The following is a 21,535-nucleotide window of genomic DNA, read 5'->3' on the forward strand; positions in this document are numbered from 1 at the left end:
CATGGTGACCCATTGATTCAGAGATTAAGCCGCTTCGCAACCAAAAAATCACAACTGTAATGCTAGATCAATATTGGTTTAGCTTGAATCACCCGATTCAAGCTAAACCAATGAAATTGATCGTAAAACATAAGGTAGAGCGTGATTGACGTGAGGCAATCACGCTCTAGAGTGCGATCGTTTGAGGTTCGCTCAACCGAGCGAGCCGAAAGCGTGAATCGCCCTCAGAAAAATGGCCAGAGCCTGATCGCAATTAAAGCGATCATGCTCTGGCGCAGTATGCGTCTAACATGCCGCAGAACGCTTAAACAAAACGCTGGAATATTCAACGAATAGCTGAATATTCCAGCAGGCAATCGGTCCAGCTGCCGCCATGGGCGGCGGAGTGTGCCGCCGCCTCGATGAACTTCATGCCCTTCGCGCCGTCCAGCACGGTGGGGTAACGCAGCAGGGCCTCGGGCAAGGTTCTGCCATCCCGCCGGGCCTCGATGGCGATAGCGAATTCCGTGTAGAGATTGGCCCATGCATCGCTCAGCGCCTCGGGATGGCCGCGCGGCATGCGCACGAAGCGGCTGGCCTCCACGCCCATTCCGCCACCCAGCCCGCGTGAGATGATCTGCGCTGGCATGCCAACCTGGTTGAAACGCAGATATTCAGGATTCTCCTGGTCCCATTCCAATCCACCGGTTTCGCCAAATACCCGCAGGCGCAATCCGCATTGCGTGCCTGCGGCGGCCTGGCTGACCATCAGCGTGCCGGCAACATCGCCCGCGAAGCGGACATGCATGAAGGCCGTGTCCTCCTTTGGCTTGGGCGAGCCCGTGACCAGAAAATCCGCGCGCAAGGCGGTCATCTCCAGCCCGGTGACAAAGCAGGCGAGGTGATGCGCATGCGTGCCGATATCACCGGTGGTGAAGGTGGGCCCACCCTTGGCGGAATCCAACCGCCAGGCATCCGCGACGTCCATCGCCCATTCCTGGAAATATTCCACATGCACCTGCCGCACCGCGCCGATGGCGCCTTGCGCGATCATCTGCCGGGCCTGCCGCACCATCGCGTGCCCTGAAAAGCTGTAGGTCACGCCAAAAACGAGTCCGGTTTCGCGCTGCAGCCGCACGAGGTCCAGCGCCTCTTCCAGCGTCACGGTCAAGGGTTTGTCGGAGATCACATCGATGCCATGCTCCATGAAAGCGCGCGCGATGGGATGATGTGACGCATTGGGCGTGGTGATCGCCACGGCATCAATCCCATCCGCGCGCGCCGCCTCGGCCGCCGCCATCACCCGATAGTCGGTATAGATGCGATCCTCGGCCAAAAACCAGTCGCGGCCTGATTGGCGGGCGATTTCAGGCCGCGAGGAGAGCGCGCCGGCAACCACCTCCCAACGGCCGGAAAGCCGCGCGCCGTTGGCGTGGACAGGGCCGATGAACGCCCCCTGCCCGCCGCCGGCAATGCCCAGGCGCAACCGGCGCTTGGGCTTGGGAAACGCCAGCTCATCCGCGGCTTCGCCTTTATGCCACGCGTTCACGCCAGTTCCTCCAGGCCGATGATCTTGCGGTTGAGCTGGCTGCTGGCTTCCGCCTTCACGAAATCATCGAAGGCATGGGTTGAAACCCCGATGATATGGTCGCGGATGAAGCGCGCTCCTTCCGCCGCGCCGTCCTCGGAGTTCTTCAGGCAGCATTCCCATTCCAGCACCGCCCAGCCATCGTAATCATAGCCGGTGAGCTTGGAGAAAATGCCCTTGAAGTCGATCTGCCCGTCGCCCGGCGAGCGGAACCGCCCGGCCCGGCTGACCCAGGGCTGAAATCCGCCATAGGCGCCCGTCTTGCCCGTCGGGCGGAACTCCGCGTCCTTGACGTGGAACATTTTGATCCGCTCGTGATAATGATCGATATAGGCCAGATAATCGAGCGATTGCAAAAGCAGATGGCTCGGGTCGTACATGATGTTGCAGCGCGGATGGTTGTTCACGCGCGCCAGGAACATCTCGAAGGTCAGCCCGTCATGCAGATCCTCGGTGGGATGAATCTCAAAGCAGAGATCCACGCCGTTATGCCCGAACGCATCCAAAATCGGCAGCCAGCGTTTCGCTAGTTCGTCGAATCCCTCATCAATCAGCCCATCCGGCCATTGCGGAAAGGGGTAGAGATAGGGCCAGAGCAGTGTGCCGCTGAAAGTTACATGCCGGTCTATGCCAAAACGCGCCGAGGCGCGGGCGGCGAGGTGAAGCTGGTTTACCGCCCATTCCTGCCGCGCTTTCGGGTTATTGCGCAGGTGGGGGGGCGCGAAGGAATCGGCCGGCAGATCAAAGGCCGGATGCAACGCCACAAGCTGGCCCTGCAGATGGCTGGCCAACTCGGTGACCACCAGCCCGTGCGCGGCGAGTTTGCCCTTATATTCGTCGCAATAATCCTGGCTTTCGGCCGCCAGTTCCAGGTTGATGGCGCGCTTGTCCCAGGTCGGGATCTGCACGCCCTTGAACCCCTTGCCCGCCGCCCAGCGCGCAAGCCCCTCGATGTTGTTGAACGGCGCCTCGTCGCGCGCGAACTGCGCGAGAAACACGCCAGGGCCCTTGATGGTTCTCATGACAATGCGCTCGCGGCTGTTATTCTGGAATAGCGTGTGGTGGCGCGCGCAGGCCCCGATGCGGTGTTGAACTCCGCTGACATTGGCTTTCCTCCTCTGGCACGGGAGAGGCCCCATGCCGCTTGCTGACGATTTCTTGGAATGATAATTGACAAATCATGGTACTTGCAATAATTTTTGCATCCCGAGGGCGGGAGTTGTCAATAGGTGAAAAACAGCCATGAGGCGCGATGTGCCATGGCGCGGCGCCCGCCATGGCGTGAACAGGGAAGTAGAAGCGATGTCACTTGATAATGCAATCACCGGCACGTTGGCGCGGCGTTTACGGCTGGGCATGGTGGGCGGCGGGCACGGCGCCTATATCGGCGGCATTCACCGTTATGCCGCCCGTCTGGACGGCCAGTATGAGCTGGTGGCCGGCGCCTTCGATGTCGACCCGGAAAAAGGCAAGGCCTTCGCGGCGGAGGTCTTTATCGACTCCGGCCGCTCGTATGGTGATTATCAGGAGATGATCGAGGCGGAGCGCCAGCGCGCCGATCGCATCGATGTCGTGGCGATCTGCACGCCCAACCACACGCATTTCCCCATCGCCGCGGCGTTTCTGCAAGCCGGGTTCGACGTGATTTGCGAAAAACCGCTGACCACCACACAGGAGGACGCGGTGAAGCTGGTGCAAATCGCCGGGGAGACCGGCCGGTTCCTGGGCGTGACCTATACCTACAGCGGCTATCCGCTGGTGCATGAGGCACGGGCCATGGTGGCGGCTGGCAAAATCGGCAAGGTGCGCGTCGTGCAGGTGGAATATCCGCTGGAATGGATGGCAACCGCGATCGAGCAGGGCGGCAACCAGCAGGCAAGCTGGCGCACTGACCCGAAACGCTCCGGCCGTGGCGGCAGCATCGGCGATATCGGCACCCATGCCTATCACCTCGCCGGCTTCGTCACCGGGCTGAAGCTCGAATCCCTCTGCGCGGACCTGGCAACTTTCGTCGGCGGCCGCGTGCTGGACGACAACGCCCATGTAATGCTGCGCTATGAGGGCGGGGCGCGCGGGCTGCTCTGGTCATCGCAAGTGGCAATCGGCTCCTCAAATGGCATCCGGCTGCGCGTGTTCGGCGAAACGGGCAGCCTGTCCTGGTTCCAGGAGGAACCGAACGTGCTGGTGCATGCGCCGCTGAACGGCCACCCGGTAACGATCAAGCGCGCGAACGCGGCATCAGGCACCGGCGCGCAGGCGCGAACAAGAACACCGCCGGGCCATCCTGAAGGCTATATCGAGGCTTTTGCCAATCTCTACGGCGGCTTCGCGGAGGTGATCCGCGCCGGCCGCGAAGGGCGGGACCCTGGGCCGATCGGCCAGGCCGTACCGGCAGGCTATGACGGGCTGAAAGGTGTGGCCTTCGTGGACGCGGTGGTAGACTCCCACGAAGCAGGCCAGATGGGCTGGGTCAAACCAGCCTATGTGTGAACGCCCTGGAGGAAACAGGCAGCGCCCTGTTTCCTCCAGGCGCGCCGGGGCGGAAGCCTTGCGGCGGTCAGGCAAAAGATCATCTCAGCAATTTTCCACCGTGTGCAGGGTGAAGGCAATATCGTTGCCGCCCGGCTGATCCGCGCCGCCCCTGATCCGGCTGATCATGATATCAATCGCGCGCCGCGCCTGTAGCTCCGGCGCCTGGTCTATGGTCATGGTCATGAGCCCCTCCTTCAACAGGGCCGCGCTCTCCTCCGTCAATTCATGGCCCGCGAACATGATCGCGCGGCCCTGCCCCCTATCGCGCAGGGCATGGCCCACGCCTTCGTTGCCGCCGCCGGTATTGTAGATTGTCACGAGCTCCGGCCGCTCCCGCAGAGCCTGCGCGACATGACGATACGCCAACTCAGGATCGTCATGCGTCATGACCACGGGCGCCACGGCAACATCCGGCGCATGCAGCGCCAATGCGGCGCGGAATCCGTCGATCCGCTGCTTATGAGCCCGAAAACCCGCGCTGGCCGCGATAACGAGCGCCACCCCCTCGCGGCGCCCCATGCGCGCCGCGAAAAAGCCCGCGGTCCGGCCGGCCTTGCCGTGGTCGATGCCCACATAGGCCATGCGCGGCGAATCCGGCACATCCGTCACAATGCAGATCACCGGCCTCCCGGCGGCGGCCGCGGCCGCGATGGCAGCGATGTTCGCTGGATGCTCCTCGCAATAGACGACGATGCCATCCGCCCGGCAACTCATGATCCGAGCCGCGACCCGCGCCGGGTCCGTCATCTCGATGCTGGATCGCAACACGGTAATCGAGCGGTCCAGCGTCGCGGCGACCTGGCTCACGGCCATGCTCAGGCGTTTCATGAACGGCGAGACCGGAGGTGCCAGCATCACCTCGATGCGCAACTGCCGCGAATGCGGCGCGGGCAAAATCCGGCGCAGCCCGAGCGCCCGCGCAGCCTCCAGAACACGCTGTTCGGTCATGGCCGAGACGCTGCCCCGCTCGTTCAGAACGCGGTCAACGGTCGCAACCCCCACCCCCGCGCGCTTCGCCACATCTTCCAAGCCATGGCGGGTCTTACGCCGGTCCATCGCCGCCTCCGTTATTCTTCTCAGGGGCAGAATAGCGAATTGATGGAAATCCATCAAATGTTCCGTCCAGCAAGGGCGGCGTCATCGCTATAGAAGCTGAAATTGCATCCGTAGGGGGAGTCAGTGTCAACAACAACCATAAATCAGCGCGATTACAGCCTGACAGGTGAGGAGGCGCGCCGCGCCGAAGCGCGGGGCCTTGCATCGGCAGATTGGCATCAGGCCACCATCTCACGCAAACAGATGAAAGAGCTGATGCGCCGCAAGGACGGCCCCGCCATTCGCGACACTGCGATCTGGCTCGGCACCATGGCGCTCTGCGCCGTGCTGGGCGTCCATTTCTGGGGCAGCTGGCTGGCCGTGCCGTTTTTCATCGTCTACGGCGTCCTCTACGGCTCCGCCTCGGATTCGCGCTGGCATGAATGCAGCCACGGCACCGCCTTCAAAACAGCCTGGATGAATAACGCCGTTTATCAGCTCGCCTGTTTCATGATCATGCGTGAGCCTGCGGTCTGGCGCTGGAGCCATACGCGCCATCATACCGATACCATTATCGTCGGGCGCGACCCGGAGATTTCCGTAAAGCGCCCTCCTGATTTCGCGGGCCTCCTGCTCAATTTCTTCGCCATCAAGTCAACCATCGCCGCTCTGCAGAAGCTCGCCATCCACGCCACCGGCCGGCTCACAGCCGAGGAGCAGACCTTCATCCCAGAGATGGAGCGGCATAAGGTATTCTTCACCGCCCGCGTCTACATCGCCATTCTTGTTGCCATCGCGGCCCTCTCATTTGTCCTGCATAGCTGGATTCCAGCAATGCTCGCCGGGCTGCCCACGCTCTACGGCGGCGGCCTCACCATCGTCTACGGCATCACCCAGCACGCCGGTCTTTCCGAGGATGTGCTCGACCATCGCCTGAACAGCCGCACCGTCTACATGAACCCGGTTTCGCGTTTCATCTATTGGAACATGAATTACCACGTCGAGCACCACATGTTCCCCATGGTGCCCTACCACGCGCTGCCCGCGCTGCATGCCGCGATCAAATCGCAATGCCCCGCGCCCTACCCCAGCATCATCGCCGCATACCGCGAAATCATCCCCGCCTTGCGCAAGCAGCGCCATGACCCGGATTATCATGTCCGGCGCCACCTGCCATCCGCCGCGCCGGCGGTTGATTACGCCGCCCAGCCCGCCTGAACACATAAAGATATTTTGGAGGAATATAATGGAACATTGGGTTGATGCCTGCGCCGTGAACGACATCGAGGAAGAGGACACCATCCGCTTTGATCACGCGGGCCAGAGTTTCGCCATCTACCGGCTGGAGGATGACCGCTACTTCGCCACCGGCGGCTTCTGCACGCATGAGAATGTGCATCTCGCGGATGGGCTGGTCATGGGCCGCATCATCGAATGCCCCAAACATAACGGCCGTTTCGATATCCCCACCGGCCAGGCCAAGGGCGCGCCCGCCTGCATCAATCTGCGGACCTTCGGCGTGAAGGTCGAGGAAGGCCGCGTCTTCATCAACCTCGGCTAAGGCGTCCGTTCATGCAAACAACACCAGATCCCGGAATCGTCATTATCGGCGCCGGAGAAGCCGGCACCCGCGCGGCCCTCACCTTGCGCGAGAAGCACTATGCCGGGCCCATCACCCTCCTCGGCGCCGAAAGCCATTTGCCCTACGAGCGCCCGCCACTCTCAAAGACCGTGCAAACGGCACCGGAACCGCCAGCCCCCACGCTCATCGGCGGCGCCGGCACGCTGGCCGCGCAGAACATCTCCTATCGCGCGGGTAACACGGCAACGCGCATTGATCGCGCTTCCCAGGAAGTGCATCTGCGCGACGGCACCGCCCTGCGCTACTCCCGCCTGTTGCTCGCAACCGGCGCCCGGCCGCGCACCCTGCCATTGCCGGGCGCCGAACAAAACGGGGTGCTCTATCTGCGTAGTTTTGGCGACGCCATGGCCTTGCGCAACCGGCTCGCGCCCGGCCTCCGCCTTGCCGTGATCGGCGGCGGCTTCATCGGCCTGGAAATGGCGGCCAGCGCCCTGGAGCGCGGCTGCGATGTCACGGTGGTCGAAATGGCGCCGCGCATTCTCGGCCGCGCCGTACCGGCGCAAATCGCCGCGCTCGTGGCCGCCGAGCATCGCGCCGCGGGCATCACCATCATTGAAGGCATCGGCCTCACGGCGATCGAGCAACGCCCGAACGGATGCGCCGTCATCCTCGCCGATGGCCGCGAATTGGAGGCAGACGCCATCATTGCCGGCATCGGCGCCATTCCCGAAACCGCTCTCGCCGAAGCGGCCGGCCTGCCCGTTGAAAACGGCATCCGTGTCGATGGCCGGCTCGCGACCGAAGACCCCCTCATTTTTGCCGCGGGCGATTGCTGCTCCTTTCCACATCCCGTTTTCAGCGGCCGCCGCCTGCGTCTTGAAGCCTGGCGCAACGCGCAGGACCAAGGGCGGCATGCCGCGGGCTCCCTGCTGGGCGAGACGGCGGCTTTCGCAACGGTTCCCTGGTTCTGGTCGGACCAGCACGGCAGCACATTGCAAATCAGCGGCCTGCCCGATGAAGGCAACCAGACCGTGACCCGCGACATCGATGGCATGCCCTTCCTGTTTCACCTAAGGGATGGCTGCCTGGTGGGCGCAAGCGCCTTCGGCCCCATCGGCAAAGTCGCGCGCGATATTCGGCTCGCTGAAATGCTCATCGAATCAGGCGCCAGCCCAGATCCCGCGGCCCTGGCCAACCCGTCCGTCAAACTCAAGACATTTTTGCAACCCCGCGCGGCGGTTGCCTGACGATGCAAAAACTCCTCATCTTTCAATCCCTTTGGGGCATGCAGCGTTTGCGCGGCCAAACCGGCGAGCCAAGCCTCCCGGAAAAAATCGCGCGAATCGCGGCCGCCGGTTTTGATGGCGTCACCGACCATTTCTACGACCGGGCCCATGCCGCCCCCCTGATGGCGCTTCTGCGTGAGCATGGGCTGGCCATCGAGGGTCAGGTTTTTCCGCGCAGCGTTGCCGATCTGGAGCCCGCGCTCGCCATGGCGGAAGAATTCGGCTGCCACCACATCACCATTCAGGCCATGGCCTGCCCGATGACGGTGAATGAGTGCCTCCCGCTTCTGGAAGGCTGGCAGCGGCTCGCGGAAAAAACCGGCGTCGCCGTCAATGTCGAGACCCATCGCGGCCGCATGACCAATGATCTGCTGTTTACCATGCAACTTCTTGAGGCCTTTCCCGGCCTGCGCTTTACCGCCGATCTTTCGCACTATGTAAACGCACGCGAGGTGGAACTGCCGGTCTCCCCGGAGACAGACGCCATGATTACCCGCATTCTGGATCACGCCTGGGCGTTTCACGGCCGCGTCGCCGCATCGCATCAGGTGCAGGTGCCAATCAGTTTTCCGCAGCACCAGCCCTGGGTTGCGCAATTTGAAACCTGGTGGCGCGCGGGCTTCATCAATTGGCGAAACCGCGCGCCGCGCGATGCCACCCTATCGTTCACCTGTGAGCTGGGCCCGGCCCCCTATTCCATTACCGGGCCAGACAATGAGGACCTGACAGACCGCTGGCGCGAGGCCCTATTGCTGAAGGAGATGGCGCGCAACCTCTGGAGCGGCTGATCTCACAGCAGCCCGAGCACCCTCCCGGCATCTTCCTTTCTGCAAATCAGCAAATCCGGCAGATACGGATTTTCGTTGTTATAAACCAGGGGCGAGCCATCAATCCGGCTCACATGCAGCCCCGCCGCCAGCGCCACGGCGGCGGGCGCGCAATTGTCCCACTCATATTGCCCGCCGGAATGCAGATAGATATCCGCCTCGCCGCGCAACACCGCCATCGCCTTCGCCCCCGCCGAGCCCATCGGCACCAGCTCGGCGCCCAAAGCCCGCGCCACCGCCACCGCCTCCGCCGCCGGCCGCGTGCGGCTCACCAGCATGCGCGGCGTGGCGCCCGCCGGTGGCACCACATGCCCCGCCGCCGAGGTCAGCGTCAGCCCCAGCCCCGGCAGCGCCACCGCGCCCACGACCGGCGCGCCGTCAATCGCCAGCGCGATATGCACAGCCCAATCCGTGCGCGCCTCGCCATATTCGCGCGTGCCGTCCAGCGGATCAACAATCCAAACCCGGCTGGCACTCAAGCGCGCCGCATTGTCCTTCTCCTCTTCCGAGAGAATCGCATCATCCGGCCTCTGGCTTTTCAACGCCTCCATGATGAACGCATTGGCCACACGGTCCCCCGCCTTGCCCAGCGCCTTCTCCCCGAACAACCCCGATTGCTGCAAGGTCAGCAGCAATTTGCCCGCCGTATCGGCCAGATGCCTGGCCAGCTCTGTATCGTTCATGGGATCAGCCTTTCGATGATGATATCCACCGCCTGCTCCGGCGTCAGCTTTGTCGTGTCAATCCGTATCTCCGGTGTCTGCGGCGGCTCGTAGGGGCTGTCGATGCCGGTGAAATTCTTCAGCGCCCCGCTGCGGGCTTTTTTATACAGCCCCTTCACGTCGCGCGCCTCGGCCTCGGCCAATGGCGTGTCGATGTGAATTTCGATGAACTCGCCGCCCGCCATCATCTCGCGCACCATCTGCCGCTCGGCGCGGAACGGGCTGATGAACGCGGTGATCACGATCAGCCCCGCATCGGTCATCAGCTTCGCCACCTCGCCCACGCGGCGGATGTTCTCGATCCGGTCAGCTTCGGTAAAGCCGAGGTCCTTGTTCAGCCCATGGCGCACATTATCGCCGTCGAGCAGGAAGGTATGCCGGTTCATGCGCACCAGTTTCTTCTCGACCAGATTGGCGATGGTGGATTTGCCCGCCCCCGAGAGGCCGGTGAACCACAGCACCGCCGGCTTCTGGTTCTTCAGGCTGGCATGCGTCTCGCGGGAAATATCCAGCGCCTGCCAATGCACATTCTGCGAGCGCCGCAGCGCGAAATGCAGCATGCCCGCCGCCACCGTGGCGTTGGTGATCTTGTCGATGAGGATAAACCCGCCGAGCGTGCGGTTGGCCTCATACGGCTCAAAGGGGATCGGCCGGTCGGTGGCGAGGTTGGTCACGCCGATGGCGTTCAGCTCCAGCGTCTTCGCCGCCATATGCTCCATGGTGTTTACATTCACCTGATATTTCGGCGCCTGCACCGTGGCGGTCACCGTCTGCGTGCCAAGCTTCAGCCAATAGGGCCGGCCGGGGATCAACGCTTCATCGGCCATCCATACAATCACGGCCTCGAACTGGTCCGCCACTTCCGGTGGCGCATCGGCAATGCTGATCACATCGCCGCGTGAGCAATCCACCTCATCGGCGAAGCACAACGTCACAGATTGCCCGGCCACCGCCTGGTCCAGATCGCCACCGATGGTGACAATGCGCGTAATCGTCGAGGTCTTACCCGACGGCAGCACCCGCACGGCATCGCCCGGCCGCACCGCACCGCTGGCAATCAGCCCAGAGAAGCCACGGAAGTCCAGATTAGGCCGGTTCACCCACTGCACCGGCATGCGGAACGGTTTGGCCTGGTCCGCCGTGACATCAAGCTCAACCGCCTCCAAATGCGCGATCAACGGCACGCCATCATACCACGGCGTGTTCTCCGATTTGGTGGTGATGTTGTCGCCCATGAAGCCGGAGATCGGCATCGGGGTGAATTCCTTGATGCCGATGCTCTGCGCGAACTTCGTATAATCGGCGACAATCGCATCATATTTCGCCTGATCGTAGCCGATCAGGTCCATCTTGTTCACCGCCAATACGATGTTCTTGATGCCGATGAGATGCGCGAGGTAGGAATGCCGCCGCGTCTGCGTCAGCACCCCCTTGCGGGCATCGATCAAAATCACCGCCAGGTCGGCCGTCGAGGCGCCGGTGACCATGTTGCGCGTATATTGCTCATGGCCGGGCGTGTCGGCGACGATGAACTTGCGCTTCTCGGTGGCAAAAAACCGGTAGGCGACATCGATGGTAATACCCTGCTCGCGCTCGGCCGCGAGGCCATCCACCAGCAGCGCAAAATCAATATTCTGCCCCTGCGTGCCGGCCCGTTTGGAATCCGCCTCAAGTGCCGCCAGTTGATCCTCGAAGATCATCTTCGAATCATACAGCAACCGCCCGATCAGCGTCGATTTGCCGTCATCCACCGAGCCGCAGGTGATGAAGCGCAGCAGCGATTTGTGCTGGTGCTGCACCAGATACGCGTCAATATCCGCGGCGATCAGCGCATCGGTCTGATAGGAGGACTCTTTTGTGGTGCTAACGGACATCAGAAATACCCCTCCTGTTTCTTCTTCTCCATGCTGGCCGCCTGGTCGTGGTCAATGGCGCGGCCCTGACGCTCGGATGTCGTGGTCAGCAGCATCTCCTGGATCACCTGCGGCAGCGTGGTCGCCTCGGATTCCACGGCGCCGGTGAGCGGGTAGCAGCCCAGCGTGCGGAAACGCACGGATTTCATCTCCGGCACCTCGCCGGGGCGCAGGCGGAAGCGCTCGTCATCGACCATGATGGTCAAGCCATCGCGCTGCACCACCGGCCGCTTCGCCGCGAAATACAGCGGCACGATCGGGATGTTCTCCAAATGGATATATTGCCAGATATCAAGCTCGGTCCAGTTGGAAATCGGAAACACGCGGATGCTCTCGCCCTTGGCCTTGCGCGCGTTATATAAATTCCACAGCTCCGGGCGCTGGTTTTTCGGGTCCCAGCGGTGGTTGGCGGAGCGGAACGAGAAAATCCGCTCCTTCGCGCGCGATTTCTCCTCATCGCGCCGCGCGCCGCCAAAGGCCGCGTCAAAGCCGTATTTGTCCAGCGCCTGCTTCAACCCTTCGGTTTTCCACATATCCGTGTGCAGCCCGCCGTGGTCAAACGGGTTGATCCCCCGTTCGGCGGCCTCCGGGTTGTGGTACACCAGCAACTCCATGCCGCTCTCGCGCGCCATGCGGTCGCGCAGCTCATACATTGCCTTGAACTTCCAAGTCGTATCCACATGCAGCAACGGAAACGGCGGCGGGCTCGGGTAGAACGCCTTGCGCGCCAGATGCAGCATCACCGCCGAATCCTTGCCCACGGAATACAGCATCACCGGCTTCTCAGCCTCCGCCACAACCTCACGCATGATATGGATCGACTCAGCCTCCAGCCGCTGTAGGTGAGTCAGGTTCGTGTTGGCCGCGCCCGTCATGGAAATGCCCCTCCAATTTCTTGCTTTCGCTCCGCACTCATGATAACCGCTCGCCTTCAGCTCCACCCCCATATGGGGGCAAAACGGCGAGATCGCGGGAAATGAGAAGCATCGACGAACTGGATATGGTCGAAGCCCTCCACGAGGGGCAGTTCGAGCAGCCGCTATGGTCCACATTCCTGGAGCGGCTGCGCCGGCGTGCCCAGGCCGATTACGCAAGCCTCCTCATCCGCCGCGCGGAGGCGCCGTTCAATGAGCTGATCGAGCTGTTCGCCCGCGCCCCCGGCGATCCCGGCCGCCTGCGCTTCGAGACCATCTACCTGCTCGACCCGCAGCGTTACCATGCGCTGAGGCCCGGCCGGGTGTACGACCTGCAGGACCTGCGCGAGCCGCCCGCCGCACCCCAAAACGCCGGCAACCCGGAGCTTGGGGAATTCCAGCATGCGCAGCTCATGCGCGTGGCCGAGCCGGGCGGCTGCACGGCCTGGGTGGTGATCGCGCGCCGGGCCAGGCCGTTCGGCGCGGCCGAGGGCGCGTTGCTCAGCTCGCTTGCCCGGCATATCGGGCTTGCGGTCCGCGCCTTCGTCGCGGTCGAGCGCGAACGCTACCGCAGCGAGGTCGCGCAGCACGCCCTGCACCGGCTCAACTTTGGCTGGATGTCGCTGGCGGCCGATGGCCAGTTGATCGATTTCGACGTCAACGCCGAGCGGATGCTGCAACGCTCCCAGGTGCTGCGCCGCACCTCCCGCGGCAGGCTGATGCTCGCCTCGCCGGAGGCGGACCGCGCGCTGGGGAAGGCGCTGCGTACCTTCGAGGCCAACCCCCTGGCCCGGCCGCAGGCGATTCACCTGTCGGACGAACCCTGGATTGATATATTGGTCCTCTCCACGGCCGACCGCGCGATGCCCGCAAACCGGACCCGCGCCCCCATGACGATCATCTATATTCACGGCGATGAGCAGACGAGCACGCATCGCGTGGAACAGATCGTTGATCTCTTCGGTCTGTCGCGCAACGAGGCCCGGCTCGCCCTCGCCCTCAGCCGGGGGCGCAGCATCGCCGAGGCGGCGGAGGAGATCGGCATCAGCCTTGAGACCGCGCGCAGCTACTCCAAAAACGTCTACGCCAAAACCGGCACGCGGCGGCAGGCAGATCTCGTGCGGCTGATCCTCATCAGCGTCATCACCCTGGCCTGACCGGCCGCAACCGCCCCCCCGCGCCGATCACCTCCCGGCAATGCGTGGCCAGCATCGCCTCTTCGTCAGCCGGGATCACGCGAACCTCGACACCGCTGGCGGCGGTGCTGATGAGGGGAGCGTTGGCGGCGTTGGCCTCGGGCGCGAGCGCCAGGCCGAGCCAGCCGAGGCGGGCGCAGATGGCGGCGCGGATCTCCGGGGCATGTTCGCCGATCCCCGCCGTGAAGATCAGGCCGTCCAACCCGCCGAGCGAGGTGATGAGACCGGCGATGTGGCGCGCCGCGGTGGCGGCGAAAAGTGTGAGCGCCTCGGCGGCTTCAGGTGCCGGGCTGGCGAGCAGGGTGCGCACATCGCCCGAAAGGCCGGAGACGCCGAGCAGGCCCGATTGCTTGTAGAGCAAGGTGGTCAGCGCCTCGGCGTTCATGCCGCGTGACTGCATGAGGTAGAGCAGCACGCCAGGGTCGATGGCGCCGGCGCGGGTGCCCATCATCAACCCATCAAGCGCGGTAAAACCCATGGAGGTATCAACCGATTTTCCCCCCGCCATGGCGCACAGGCTGGCGCCGTTGCCAAGATGCGCAACGATGACGCGGCCCCGCGCCAGGCCGGGCGCCACCACGGGCAGGCGGGAGGCGATGTATTCATATGAGAGGCCATGAAACCCATACCGGCGCACGCCTTCATCATAAAAATGCCGGGGCAGGGCGAAGCGCGCGGCGGCCTCGGGCAGTGTGTGGTGGAAGGCCGTGTCAAAACTGCCGGTCTGCGCCAGGCCGGGGCGCAGCGCCATCACCGCGCGCACGGCGGCGAGATTGTGCGGCTGATGCAACGGTGCGAGCGCCACAAACGTCTCCAGCTCGCTCAGGGTGGCGGCGGTGAGGCGGATGGGAGCGGTGAATCTGCCGCCGCCATGGACGATACGGTGGCCGCAGGCGATCAGGCGGTCCTCGCCCAGATGCGTGTCCACCCAGTCCAACAGGGCGCCGAGCAGATCCTCATGCGTGAGCGGGGCATGGTCCGGCCATGTATGTTCCAGAGCCAGCTTACCCCCGGTGTGGATGCAGAGATGCGGCGCGGCGCCGATGTTCTCCACCTCGCCGGCGGCGATGCGGATAAGGTCTGGGCCGGTTTCAAACAATGCGAATTTGATGCTGGAAGACCCGGCGTTGAGCGTCAGGATCGCGTCAGGCACCCGCCGCCGCTCCTTGAGCGAACGCCGCATTCGCTTCTGGCGCAACCAACGCCTTCGCCCCGGCCAGGATCACCGCCAGGGCGCAGGAGGCCATGCGCGCGCGCGCATCGTCGGCGCGGCTGGTCAGGATGATGGGCACGCTGGCCCCAAGCACGATGCCGGCAGCGTCCGCATTGGCGAGGAAGGTGAGCTGCTTGGCCAATATATTGCCAGCCTCGATGCTGGGGACGACCAGAATATCCGCCAGCCCCGCGACCGGCGAGGAAATACCCTTCTGCGCCGCCGCGGTCGCGTTGATGGCGTTATCAAAGGCGAGGGGCCCATCCAGCAAGGCGCCGGTGATCTGTCCGCGCTCGGCCATCTTGCACAAGGCCGCGGCATCCAGCGTGGCCTGCATCGCCGGATTCACGGTCTCCACCGCCGCCAGAATGGCGACGCGCGGCGTGGCGATGCCCAGCACATGCGCAAGCTCGATGGCATTCTGGATGATGTGGGTTTTGTCTTCCAGATCGGGCGCGATGTTGATGGCGGCGTCGGTCACCAGCAGAGGCTTGGGGTAGGATGGCACGTCCATGACATAAACATGGCTGAGGCGTTTGCCGGTACGCAGGCCGGTCTGCGCGGCGGTGACCTCGTGCAGCAGCTCATCGGTGTGCAACGAGCCTTTCATCAGCAGCTTGGCCCGCCCCATGCGCACCAGCTCAACCGCGCGGGCGGCGGATTGGTGGCTGTGGGCGGTGGGCTCAATGCGGAAGGCGCTGATATCCAGCCCATGGGTCTTGGCGGTGGCGCGGATTCTGTCCGCCGGGCCGACCAGGATGGGCGTGATAAGCCCCGCCCGCGCGGCCTCCACGGCGGCGAGCAGCGAGACTTCGTCGCACGGATGCGCGATCGCGGTGGGCAGCGGCGAACCCGCACCCGCACGGCTGAGCAGGCTGCGCAAATGCTCATGGCGCAGCAGCCGCACCTCCGGCAGCACAATGGCGCGGCGGCTGATCTTCTCCTCCGGCGCCTTCACCGTGGCGGTGCCGTGCAGGACGATGGCGCCATCCTGGTTGCGGCAGGTGCAATCAAGGATAACACGATGGTTCTGGGCAATTTTCTCCGACACGATAACCGTGGCGGTAACCGTGTCCCCAGGGCTGACAGGGGCCAGAAACCGCAAATCCTGGCCGAGATAGATGGTCCCCGGCCCCGGCAGCTTGGTGCCGAGCACGGCGGAGATCAGCCCGGCGGTGAGCACGCCCTGGGCGATGATATGGTGGAACAGGCCCGATGCCGCATATTCGGCGTCGAGATGCGCCGGGTTGATGTCCCCGGAAATGACCGAGAACAGAGCGATGTCGTCCAGCGTGATCTTGCGCGACAAGCTGGCGCTATCACCGGGCGCGATGTCGCCGAAAACCCGGTTCTCAATAATTTCGGTGTTTATATCCATGCAGGCCTCTCGCAACTTCAGAGCTTTAGAGCAACATCCGGTCAGATGGAATCATTTGAGCGGATAAAGTCGTCCGCAAAACAACGCGTCAGCAGGTTCTCCGGCCTCTGGCTTCAGGCGGCGCGTTCATCGGTTTTGCGCGCCGCCTCGCTGGGGCGTTCGGCCTCCGCCGGGGCGGCCTGGGCGAACAGGGCGCTGAGAAAAACGGTGTTGGCCCGCATCAAGGCCTGACCATAGGCGACCTGCGCCTCGGCGAGGTTGCGCGCCATCTGATTAAGCTGTTCGAAAGCCTTGCCGCTGGGCATGAAATTCTGCGGCGCGGCGAACAGGTTCTGCGGAATCTGGAAGGCTTCGAAAGGGTTCGTTGGTTTCCCGGTCATGGCAGTCTCCTCAGGCAAAAGCTGAGTTTAACCTTTGCATGAAACCGGGGGTGAAAGCTTGACCTGAATCAACATTAACAAAACGCAATGCGGAACGAGGAGCGGTTTCTTAAACATTTCGTGCCTAAACCTGCGGGTATGAAGGCTTCCCGACCTGCGCGCCACCCGGCCGCATCCTGGCTCCTGCCGTCCGCGCTGGCGCTCTTCTCGCTGGCCGCGGCCGTGGGGATAGATCTGCAACCCGCCGCGCGGGGGCCGGTGGCCGCGGTGTTTCCGCCCTGGTGGAGCGGCGCGCGCGCCATGCTGGCCGCCGCGTCCGCTGGGCCTGTGGTGCGCCTGGGCGCGCTGCCGTTCATCGTGGTGGCGCTGCCGGTTGCGGGCGATGGCTTCGCGCGGTTGCGCGGCCAGGGCGCCTGGCTGCTGCTCAATCCACAAGCCCTTGGCGGCTGCGGCAAATGATCGCGCCTGGAAACCCTAAACGCGCTGGAAACCCCAAACCCGCCGAAAAACTGAAACTGCTTGGAAAACCGACATGAAAACCGAGATGGACAAATTACGCGACACGGTCAGCCGCTGGATGGTGCCATGGCTGTGGCTGCATGTGCCCTTGGCGGGCTTCGGCGCCTGGACGGCGGGCAATGGCCTCTGGGGGCCGTGCGTGGCGGCGGCGCTGGTGGCCGGCGTGGCGAGCGCCGCCTGGTCACTTGCGCCGGGGGCGAAATCAACGCGGCTGACCATCGCGGTGGCATATATCGCCCTGGTCTCGATCATTCTGGCCGCCTGCCGGGGCGCCTATATGCAGCTTGACGTACATATGTATTACTTCGCGGCGCTCGCCATCCTGGCCGCCTATTGCGACCGCGATGTGATCCTCGCCGCCGCGGGGGCGACGGCGCTGCAGCATCTGAGCCTGAATTTCCTGGCGCCCGCCCTGGTGTTTCCCGAGGGCGCGAACCTGCCGCGCGTGCTGCTGCATGCGGTGGTCGTGGTGGCCGAGGCCGGGGCGCTGGTCTGGATGACGCAGCACATTGTTGATTTGTTCGACAGTTCGGCCCGGCATCTCGACGAGGCGCTGAGCGCCACCACACAAATGAAGGTGGCGGAGGCCGAGGCGGCGGCGCAGCGCCTGGTGGTGGAGGAAGAGCGCAAGCGGGCGGATGCGCTCCGGGCCGATGCGGCGCGCGACCTGAACCAGGTGGTGAGCGCGCTGGCGCAGGGGTTGGCGCGGCTGGCGGGGGGAGAATTGCGGGAGCATCTGGAGCAGCCGTTTCCGTCCAATTACGAAAAACTGCGCACCGATTATAACGCCGCCGTGGCGCAACTGCGCGAGACCGTGACCTCGATTTTGCGGGCCACGGGAACAATCAACGCCGGCACGGCCGAGATCATCTCCGCCTCCGGCGATCTGGCGCGCCGGACCGAGCAACAGGCCGCAACCCTTGAGGAAACCGCCGCATCGCTTGATGAAGTGACCAGCGCCGTGCGCGCCACCGCCACCGGGGCGGAACAGGCGCGCGGCGTGGTGGGGGCGGCGCGCGGTGAGACGGCGCTCTCCGGCACTGTGGTGGCGCAGGCGGTGGAAGCCATGAGCGGGATTGATGCGTCCTCCCGCCAGATCGGCAATATCATCGGCGTGATCGACGAAATCGCCTTCCAGACCAACCTGCTGGCGCTCAACGCCGGGGTGGAGGCGGCGCGCGCGGGGGATGCCGGGCGCGGGTTCGCGGTGGTGGCCACCGAGGTGCGGGCGCTGGCGCAGCGCTCGGCCGGAGCCGCGAAAGAGATCAAGGCGCTGATCCAGACCTCCGAGACCCAGGTGCGCGAAGGCGTGGACCGGGTGGCGAAAACCGGCGAGGTGCTGGTGCGTCTGGCCGCGCAGGTGGGGGAGATCGCCCAGGCGGTGAACGCGATCAGCGCCTCGGCCAGCGAGCAGGCGGCGGCGCTGGCGCAGGTGAACGACGCGGTGAACACCATGGACCACGGCACGCAACGGACCGCGGCAATGGTCGAGGAAGCCAACGCGGCGGCGCACAGCCTGGGTCAGGAGGTGCGTCATCTGGCGGCGCTGGCCGCAAGGTTTGATGTGGGTGACATCCAAGCCGCCCCGGTGCGCACCCCCCGCGCGCGCCAACTCGTGGAGTCATGACGCCGCCATGCAACTGACAAGGCGCGGCGCGCTGGGTGGGGCGGCGCTTGCCCTGGCGCTCTCCCCGGCGCGCGCGCAAAGCGCCATCGGCGGCCCCTTCAGCCTCACCGGCGGCGCGGGCCAGAGCATCACCAGCGATAATTTCCCCGGCAAATTCCTGCTGATATTTTTCGGCTACACGCATTGCCCGGATGAATGCCCGGCCACAATGTATCAACTGGCCCGGGCGCTGGCCGAAATGGGTGCTGCGGCGCGGCGGCTGCAATGCTTGTTCATCACCATTGACCCTGCGCGCGATACCCCGGCCATCGCCAGCCGTTACGCCGACCTGTTCTCGCCCGATATCATCGGCCTGTCGGGCACACCCGCGCAGGTGGCCCAGGCCATGCAAGCCTACCATGTATATGCCGCCCCCGCCGGCCCGCAGGGCGGTGAAATCACGCATAGCGACTTTATCTACCTCATGGCGCCCAACGGCAGCTTCATCACCGCCTACCCCGGCAACCTCCCCGCCAAAACACTGGCCGCGCGGATAACACCGGCAATGGGCGGCGCATGAGCGCACCCTTTATGCCCGGCGCCGGGCCGTGCTAGGCCCCATGCCATGTTCAGAACCATTGATCCCGCCAGCGACCTCGCCATTGCGCAATCTGCCCGCCTGCAGCCCATTGAGGCCATTGCCGCGGCGTTGAACATCCCGCCCGAGGCGCTCTACCGCTACGGCCCCTACAAGGCCAAGATACCGCTGGATCTCGCAACCAGCGCCATGGCCGCGCCACGCGGCAAGCTTGTGCTGGTCACCGCGATCAGCCCCACCCCGGCGGGCGAGGGCAAAACCACGACGAGCATCGGCCTGGGCGACGCGCTGCGCCGCCAGGGGGTTAACGTGGCGATCTGCCTGCGCGAACCAAGCCTCGGGCCATGCTTTGGCGCCAAGGGCGGGGCCACCGGCGGCGGGCAGGCGCAGGTTGGGCCGATGAGCGAGATCAACCTGCATTTCACCGGCGACCTGCACGCCATCTCCGCCGCGCACAATTTGCTGGCCGCGATGATCGACAACCACATCTACTGGGGCAACACGCTGAACCTGGATACGCGGCGGCTCACCTGGCGGCGGACGGTGGATTTGAACGACCGCGCGCTGCGCGACATCGTGACCGGGCTGGGCGGCCCCGGCAACGGCGCCCCCCGCCAGACCGGCTATGACATCACCGCCGCCAGCGAGGTGATGGCCATCCTCTGCCTCGCGGAATCGCTGGCGGACCTTGAGCAACGGCTGGGCGACATCGTCATCGGCCGCGACATGAACAAGCGCCTGGTGCGCGCGCGCGAACTCAACGCCACCGGCGCCATGGCGGCGCTGCTGCGCGACGCGCTGGCCCCCAACCTGGCGCAAACGCTCGAAGGCACCCCGGCCTTCATCCATGGCGGCCCGTTCGCCAACATCGCGCAGGGCTGCAACTCGGTCATCGCCACCAAAACCGCGCTCGGCCTCGCCGGTTACGTGATCACCGAAGCCGGGTTCGGCGCCGATCTGGGGGCCGAGAAATTCCTCGACATCAAATGCCGCAAGGCCGGGCTGGCCCCCGCCGCCTGCGTCGTGGTCGCCACCGTGCGGGCGCTGAAAATGCACGGCGGCGTGGCCCTGCACGAGCTTGCCAGCGAGCATGTGGAGGCGGTGCGCGCCGGTTGCGCCAATTTGCTGCGCCATGCCGGCAACATGCGCAAATATGGTCTGCCGGTGGTGGTCGCCATCAACCGCTTCACCGCCGACACCCAGGCCGAACTCGCGGCGGTGGAAGCCGCCTGCGCCGCCGCCGGCATAAGGGTGGTTGCCTGCAACCACTGGGCCGAGGGCGGCGCCGGGGCGCTGGAGCTGGCCAGCGCCGTGCGCGAACTCTGCGATACGCCTTCCGAATTCCGGCTGCTCTACCCCGATGAGATGCCGCTGGAAGAGAAAATCCGCACCGTCGCCCAGCAGATTTACGGCGCCACGGAGGTCAGCTTCGAGCCTGCCGCGGCCCAACAACTCCGCGAATTCACAAGCGCCGGGTTCGCGGCCCTGCCCGTCTGCATGGCCAAAACCCAATACAGCTTCTCCGCTGACCCAACCCTGCGCGGCGCGCCGGATCACTTCAGCATCAACATCCGCGAAATCCGCCTCGCCGCGGGGGCGCAGTTTGTCGTCGCCTTCTGCGGTGAAATCCTGACCATGCCTGGATTGCCCCGCCACCCGGCGGCTGAACGCATCTTCCTCGACGCCCAGGGGAATATCAGCGGGCTCTCCTGACGCCCTCCGCCCTTTAGCGGCCCAAAATGTGCGCCACCCTCGGAAAAGAGCATGATCGCCCTTAAAATCATCATGCCCTGGGGCAATATGTGTCCAGAGTGACGCGGAGCGTTCAAGCCAGCGTATTTTCCGCGACTCTAGATCAATATTGGTTTAGCTTGAATCACCCGATTCAAGCTAAACCAATGAAATTGATCGTAAAACATAAGGTAGAACGTGTTTGACGTGAGGCAATCACGCTCTAGGCGAACGGAAAATGCTCTAGGTAGTTTCCGAAGCTTTTCCAGCGGCACAGGTAGACTTACTTAACACCTGATCAGGTTCACACGGCCAAACTGGTGTCCTGCCCCTGAAGTCCGTTGCGTTCCGCGGCGGACGGAAGCGACAAGCAGGCCACTGAAAACAAAGGGCTAGTGTTCCGTGAGGGAAGATATTTCGATGCCACGAATTTTAGTATCGGGATATTAGAGCGCGATCGTTTGAAGTTCGCTCAACCGAGCGAGCCGAAAGCGTGAAACGCCCTCAGAAAAATGGCCAGAGCCTGATCTCACCTA

The 21,535-nt window shown here is 64.2% G+C and carries 19 protein-coding genes; 10 read left to right on the top strand and 9 right to left on the bottom strand.

Features of this window, described 5'->3' with window-relative positions; translation table 11 throughout:
- Positions 1-325: 325 nt before the first annotated feature.
- Together QQJ84_RS06615 and QQJ84_RS06620 are read right to left on the bottom strand one after the other, a co-directional pair.
- Positions 326-1,528 carry a Gfo/Idh/MocA family protein gene (locus QQJ84_RS06615; RefSeq protein ID WP_284257340.1) on the bottom strand — a complete coding sequence of 401 codons (1,203 nt, stop codon included), beginning with the start codon at positions 1,526-1,528 and terminating at the stop codon, positions 326-328.
- Positions 1,525-2,589 carry a sugar phosphate isomerase/epimerase family protein gene (locus QQJ84_RS06620; protein ID WP_284257341.1) on the bottom strand — a complete coding sequence of 355 codons (1,065 nt, stop codon included), beginning with the start codon at positions 2,587-2,589 and terminating at the stop codon, positions 1,525-1,527. The genes QQJ84_RS06615 and QQJ84_RS06620 overlap by 4 nt, the downstream gene beginning before the upstream one ends.
- 220 nt (positions 2,590-2,809) lie before the next feature.
- On the opposite strand from QQJ84_RS06620, the gene QQJ84_RS06625 reads away from it, so the two are divergent.
- Complete coding sequence (locus QQJ84_RS06625; protein ID WP_284257342.1) at positions 2,810-4,057, top strand: Gfo/Idh/MocA family protein; 1,248 nt, start codon at positions 2,810-2,812, stop codon at positions 4,055-4,057.
- 84 nt (positions 4,058-4,141) lie between these two features.
- Here the strand turns inward: QQJ84_RS06625 and QQJ84_RS06630 are convergent, their stop codons facing one another.
- Complete coding sequence (locus tag QQJ84_RS06630; protein WP_284257343.1) at positions 4,142-5,155, bottom strand: LacI family DNA-binding transcriptional regulator; 1,014 nt, start codon at positions 5,153-5,155, stop codon at positions 4,142-4,144.
- 123 nt (positions 5,156-5,278) lie between these two features.
- Here QQJ84_RS06630 and QQJ84_RS06635 point away from each other — a divergent pair, with 123 nt between their 5' ends.
- Genes QQJ84_RS06635 through QQJ84_RS06650 form a run of 4 tightly spaced genes read left to right on the top strand, consistent with a single transcriptional unit; the run spans position 5,279 to position 8,790 of the window.
- Entirely contained in the window at positions 5,279-6,352 is a 1,074-nt protein-coding gene (locus tag QQJ84_RS06635) for a fatty acid desaturase family protein (protein ID WP_284257344.1), read from the top strand.
- A gap of 28 nt (positions 6,353-6,380) precedes the next feature.
- Positions 6,381-6,695: a MocE family 2Fe-2S type ferredoxin gene (locus tag QQJ84_RS06640; RefSeq protein WP_284257345.1), complete on the top strand. Its 315-nt coding sequence runs from the start codon at positions 6,381-6,383 to the stop codon at positions 6,693-6,695.
- An 11-nt stretch (positions 6,696-6,706) separates the two neighbouring features.
- The gene (locus tag QQJ84_RS06645; RefSeq protein WP_284257346.1) at positions 6,707-7,963 is read left to right on the top strand and encodes an NAD(P)/FAD-dependent oxidoreductase; all 1,257 of its coding nucleotides are present in this window, start codon (positions 6,707-6,709) and stop codon (positions 7,961-7,963) included.
- A gap of 2 nt (positions 7,964-7,965) precedes the next feature.
- Positions 7,966-8,790, top strand: coding sequence for a sugar phosphate isomerase/epimerase family protein (locus QQJ84_RS06650; RefSeq protein WP_284257347.1), 825 nt, complete (start codon positions 7,966-7,968; stop codon positions 8,788-8,790).
- A 2-nt stretch (positions 8,791-8,792) separates the two neighbouring features.
- On the opposite strand, the gene QQJ84_RS06655 is transcribed toward QQJ84_RS06650, so the two are convergent.
- The 3 genes from QQJ84_RS06655 to cysD are packed head-to-tail and all read right to left on the bottom strand — an operon-like array spanning position 8,793 to position 12,339.
- Positions 8,793-9,512 carry a 3'(2'),5'-bisphosphate nucleotidase CysQ gene (locus QQJ84_RS06655; protein WP_284257348.1) on the bottom strand — a complete coding sequence of 240 codons (720 nt, stop codon included), beginning with the start codon at positions 9,510-9,512 and terminating at the stop codon, positions 8,793-8,795.
- Complete coding sequence (gene cysN, locus QQJ84_RS06660) at positions 9,509-11,425, bottom strand: sulfate adenylyltransferase subunit CysN (RefSeq protein ID WP_284257349.1); 1,917 nt, start codon at positions 11,423-11,425, stop codon at positions 9,509-9,511. Before cysN ends, QQJ84_RS06655 begins: the two co-directional genes overlap by 4 nt.
- The gene (gene cysD, locus QQJ84_RS06665; protein ID WP_284257350.1) at positions 11,425-12,339 is read right to left on the bottom strand and encodes a sulfate adenylyltransferase subunit CysD; all 915 of its coding nucleotides are present in this window, start codon (positions 12,337-12,339) and stop codon (positions 11,425-11,427) included. The genes cysN and cysD overlap by 1 nt, the downstream gene beginning before the upstream one ends.
- Positions 12,340-12,440: 101 nt before the next feature.
- Here cysD and QQJ84_RS06670 point away from each other — a divergent pair, with 101 nt between their 5' ends.
- Positions 12,441-13,535, top strand: a complete 1,095-nt coding sequence (locus QQJ84_RS06670) for a helix-turn-helix transcriptional regulator (protein WP_284257351.1) — start codon at positions 12,441-12,443, stop codon at positions 13,533-13,535.
- Here the strand turns inward: QQJ84_RS06670 and QQJ84_RS06675 are convergent.
- The 3 genes from QQJ84_RS06675 to QQJ84_RS06685 form a co-directional block, all read right to left on the bottom strand.
- Positions 13,522-14,727: an acetate/propionate family kinase gene (locus QQJ84_RS06675; RefSeq protein ID WP_284257352.1), complete on the bottom strand. Its 1,206-nt coding sequence runs from the start codon at positions 14,725-14,727 to the stop codon at positions 13,522-13,524. The two genes, QQJ84_RS06670 and QQJ84_RS06675, sit on opposite strands and share 14 nt — an antisense overlap.
- On the bottom strand, positions 14,720-16,165 hold the full coding sequence (locus QQJ84_RS06680; RefSeq protein WP_284257353.1) for a bifunctional enoyl-CoA hydratase/phosphate acetyltransferase: 1,446 nt from the start codon (positions 16,163-16,165) through the stop codon (positions 14,720-14,722). Before QQJ84_RS06680 ends, QQJ84_RS06675 begins: the two co-directional genes overlap by 8 nt.
- A gap of 113 nt (positions 16,166-16,278) precedes the next feature.
- A complete protein-coding gene (locus tag QQJ84_RS06685; RefSeq protein ID WP_284257354.1) occupies positions 16,279-16,545 on the bottom strand; it encodes a hypothetical protein in 267 nt (88 codons plus the stop codon).
- Between the two features lie 138 nt (positions 16,546-16,683).
- On the opposite strand from QQJ84_RS06685, the gene QQJ84_RS06690 reads away from it, so the two are divergent.
- The 4 genes from QQJ84_RS06690 (at position 16,684) to QQJ84_RS06705 (ending at position 20,981) form a co-directional block, all read left to right on the top strand.
- Entirely contained in the window at positions 16,684-17,004 is a 321-nt protein-coding gene (locus QQJ84_RS06690; RefSeq protein WP_284257355.1) for a hypothetical protein, read from the top strand.
- A 73-nt stretch (positions 17,005-17,077) separates the two neighbouring features.
- The gene (locus QQJ84_RS06695) at positions 17,078-18,691 is read left to right on the top strand and encodes a methyl-accepting chemotaxis protein (protein WP_284257356.1); all 1,614 of its coding nucleotides are present in this window, start codon (positions 17,078-17,080) and stop codon (positions 18,689-18,691) included.
- 7 nt (positions 18,692-18,698) lie between these two features.
- Positions 18,699-19,250, top strand: a complete 552-nt coding sequence (locus QQJ84_RS06700) for an SCO family protein (protein ID WP_284257357.1) — start codon at positions 18,699-18,701, stop codon at positions 19,248-19,250.
- A gap of 45 nt (positions 19,251-19,295) precedes the next feature.
- The gene (locus tag QQJ84_RS06705) at positions 19,296-20,981 is read left to right on the top strand and encodes a formate--tetrahydrofolate ligase (RefSeq protein ID WP_284257358.1); all 1,686 of its coding nucleotides are present in this window, start codon (positions 19,296-19,298) and stop codon (positions 20,979-20,981) included.
- The last annotated feature ends 554 nt before the right edge of the window (positions 20,982-21,535 follow it).

Source organism: Acidocella aquatica, from assembly GCF_030160635.1.
GTDB lineage: Bacteria > Pseudomonadota > Alphaproteobacteria > Acetobacterales > Acetobacteraceae > Acidocella > Acidocella aquatica.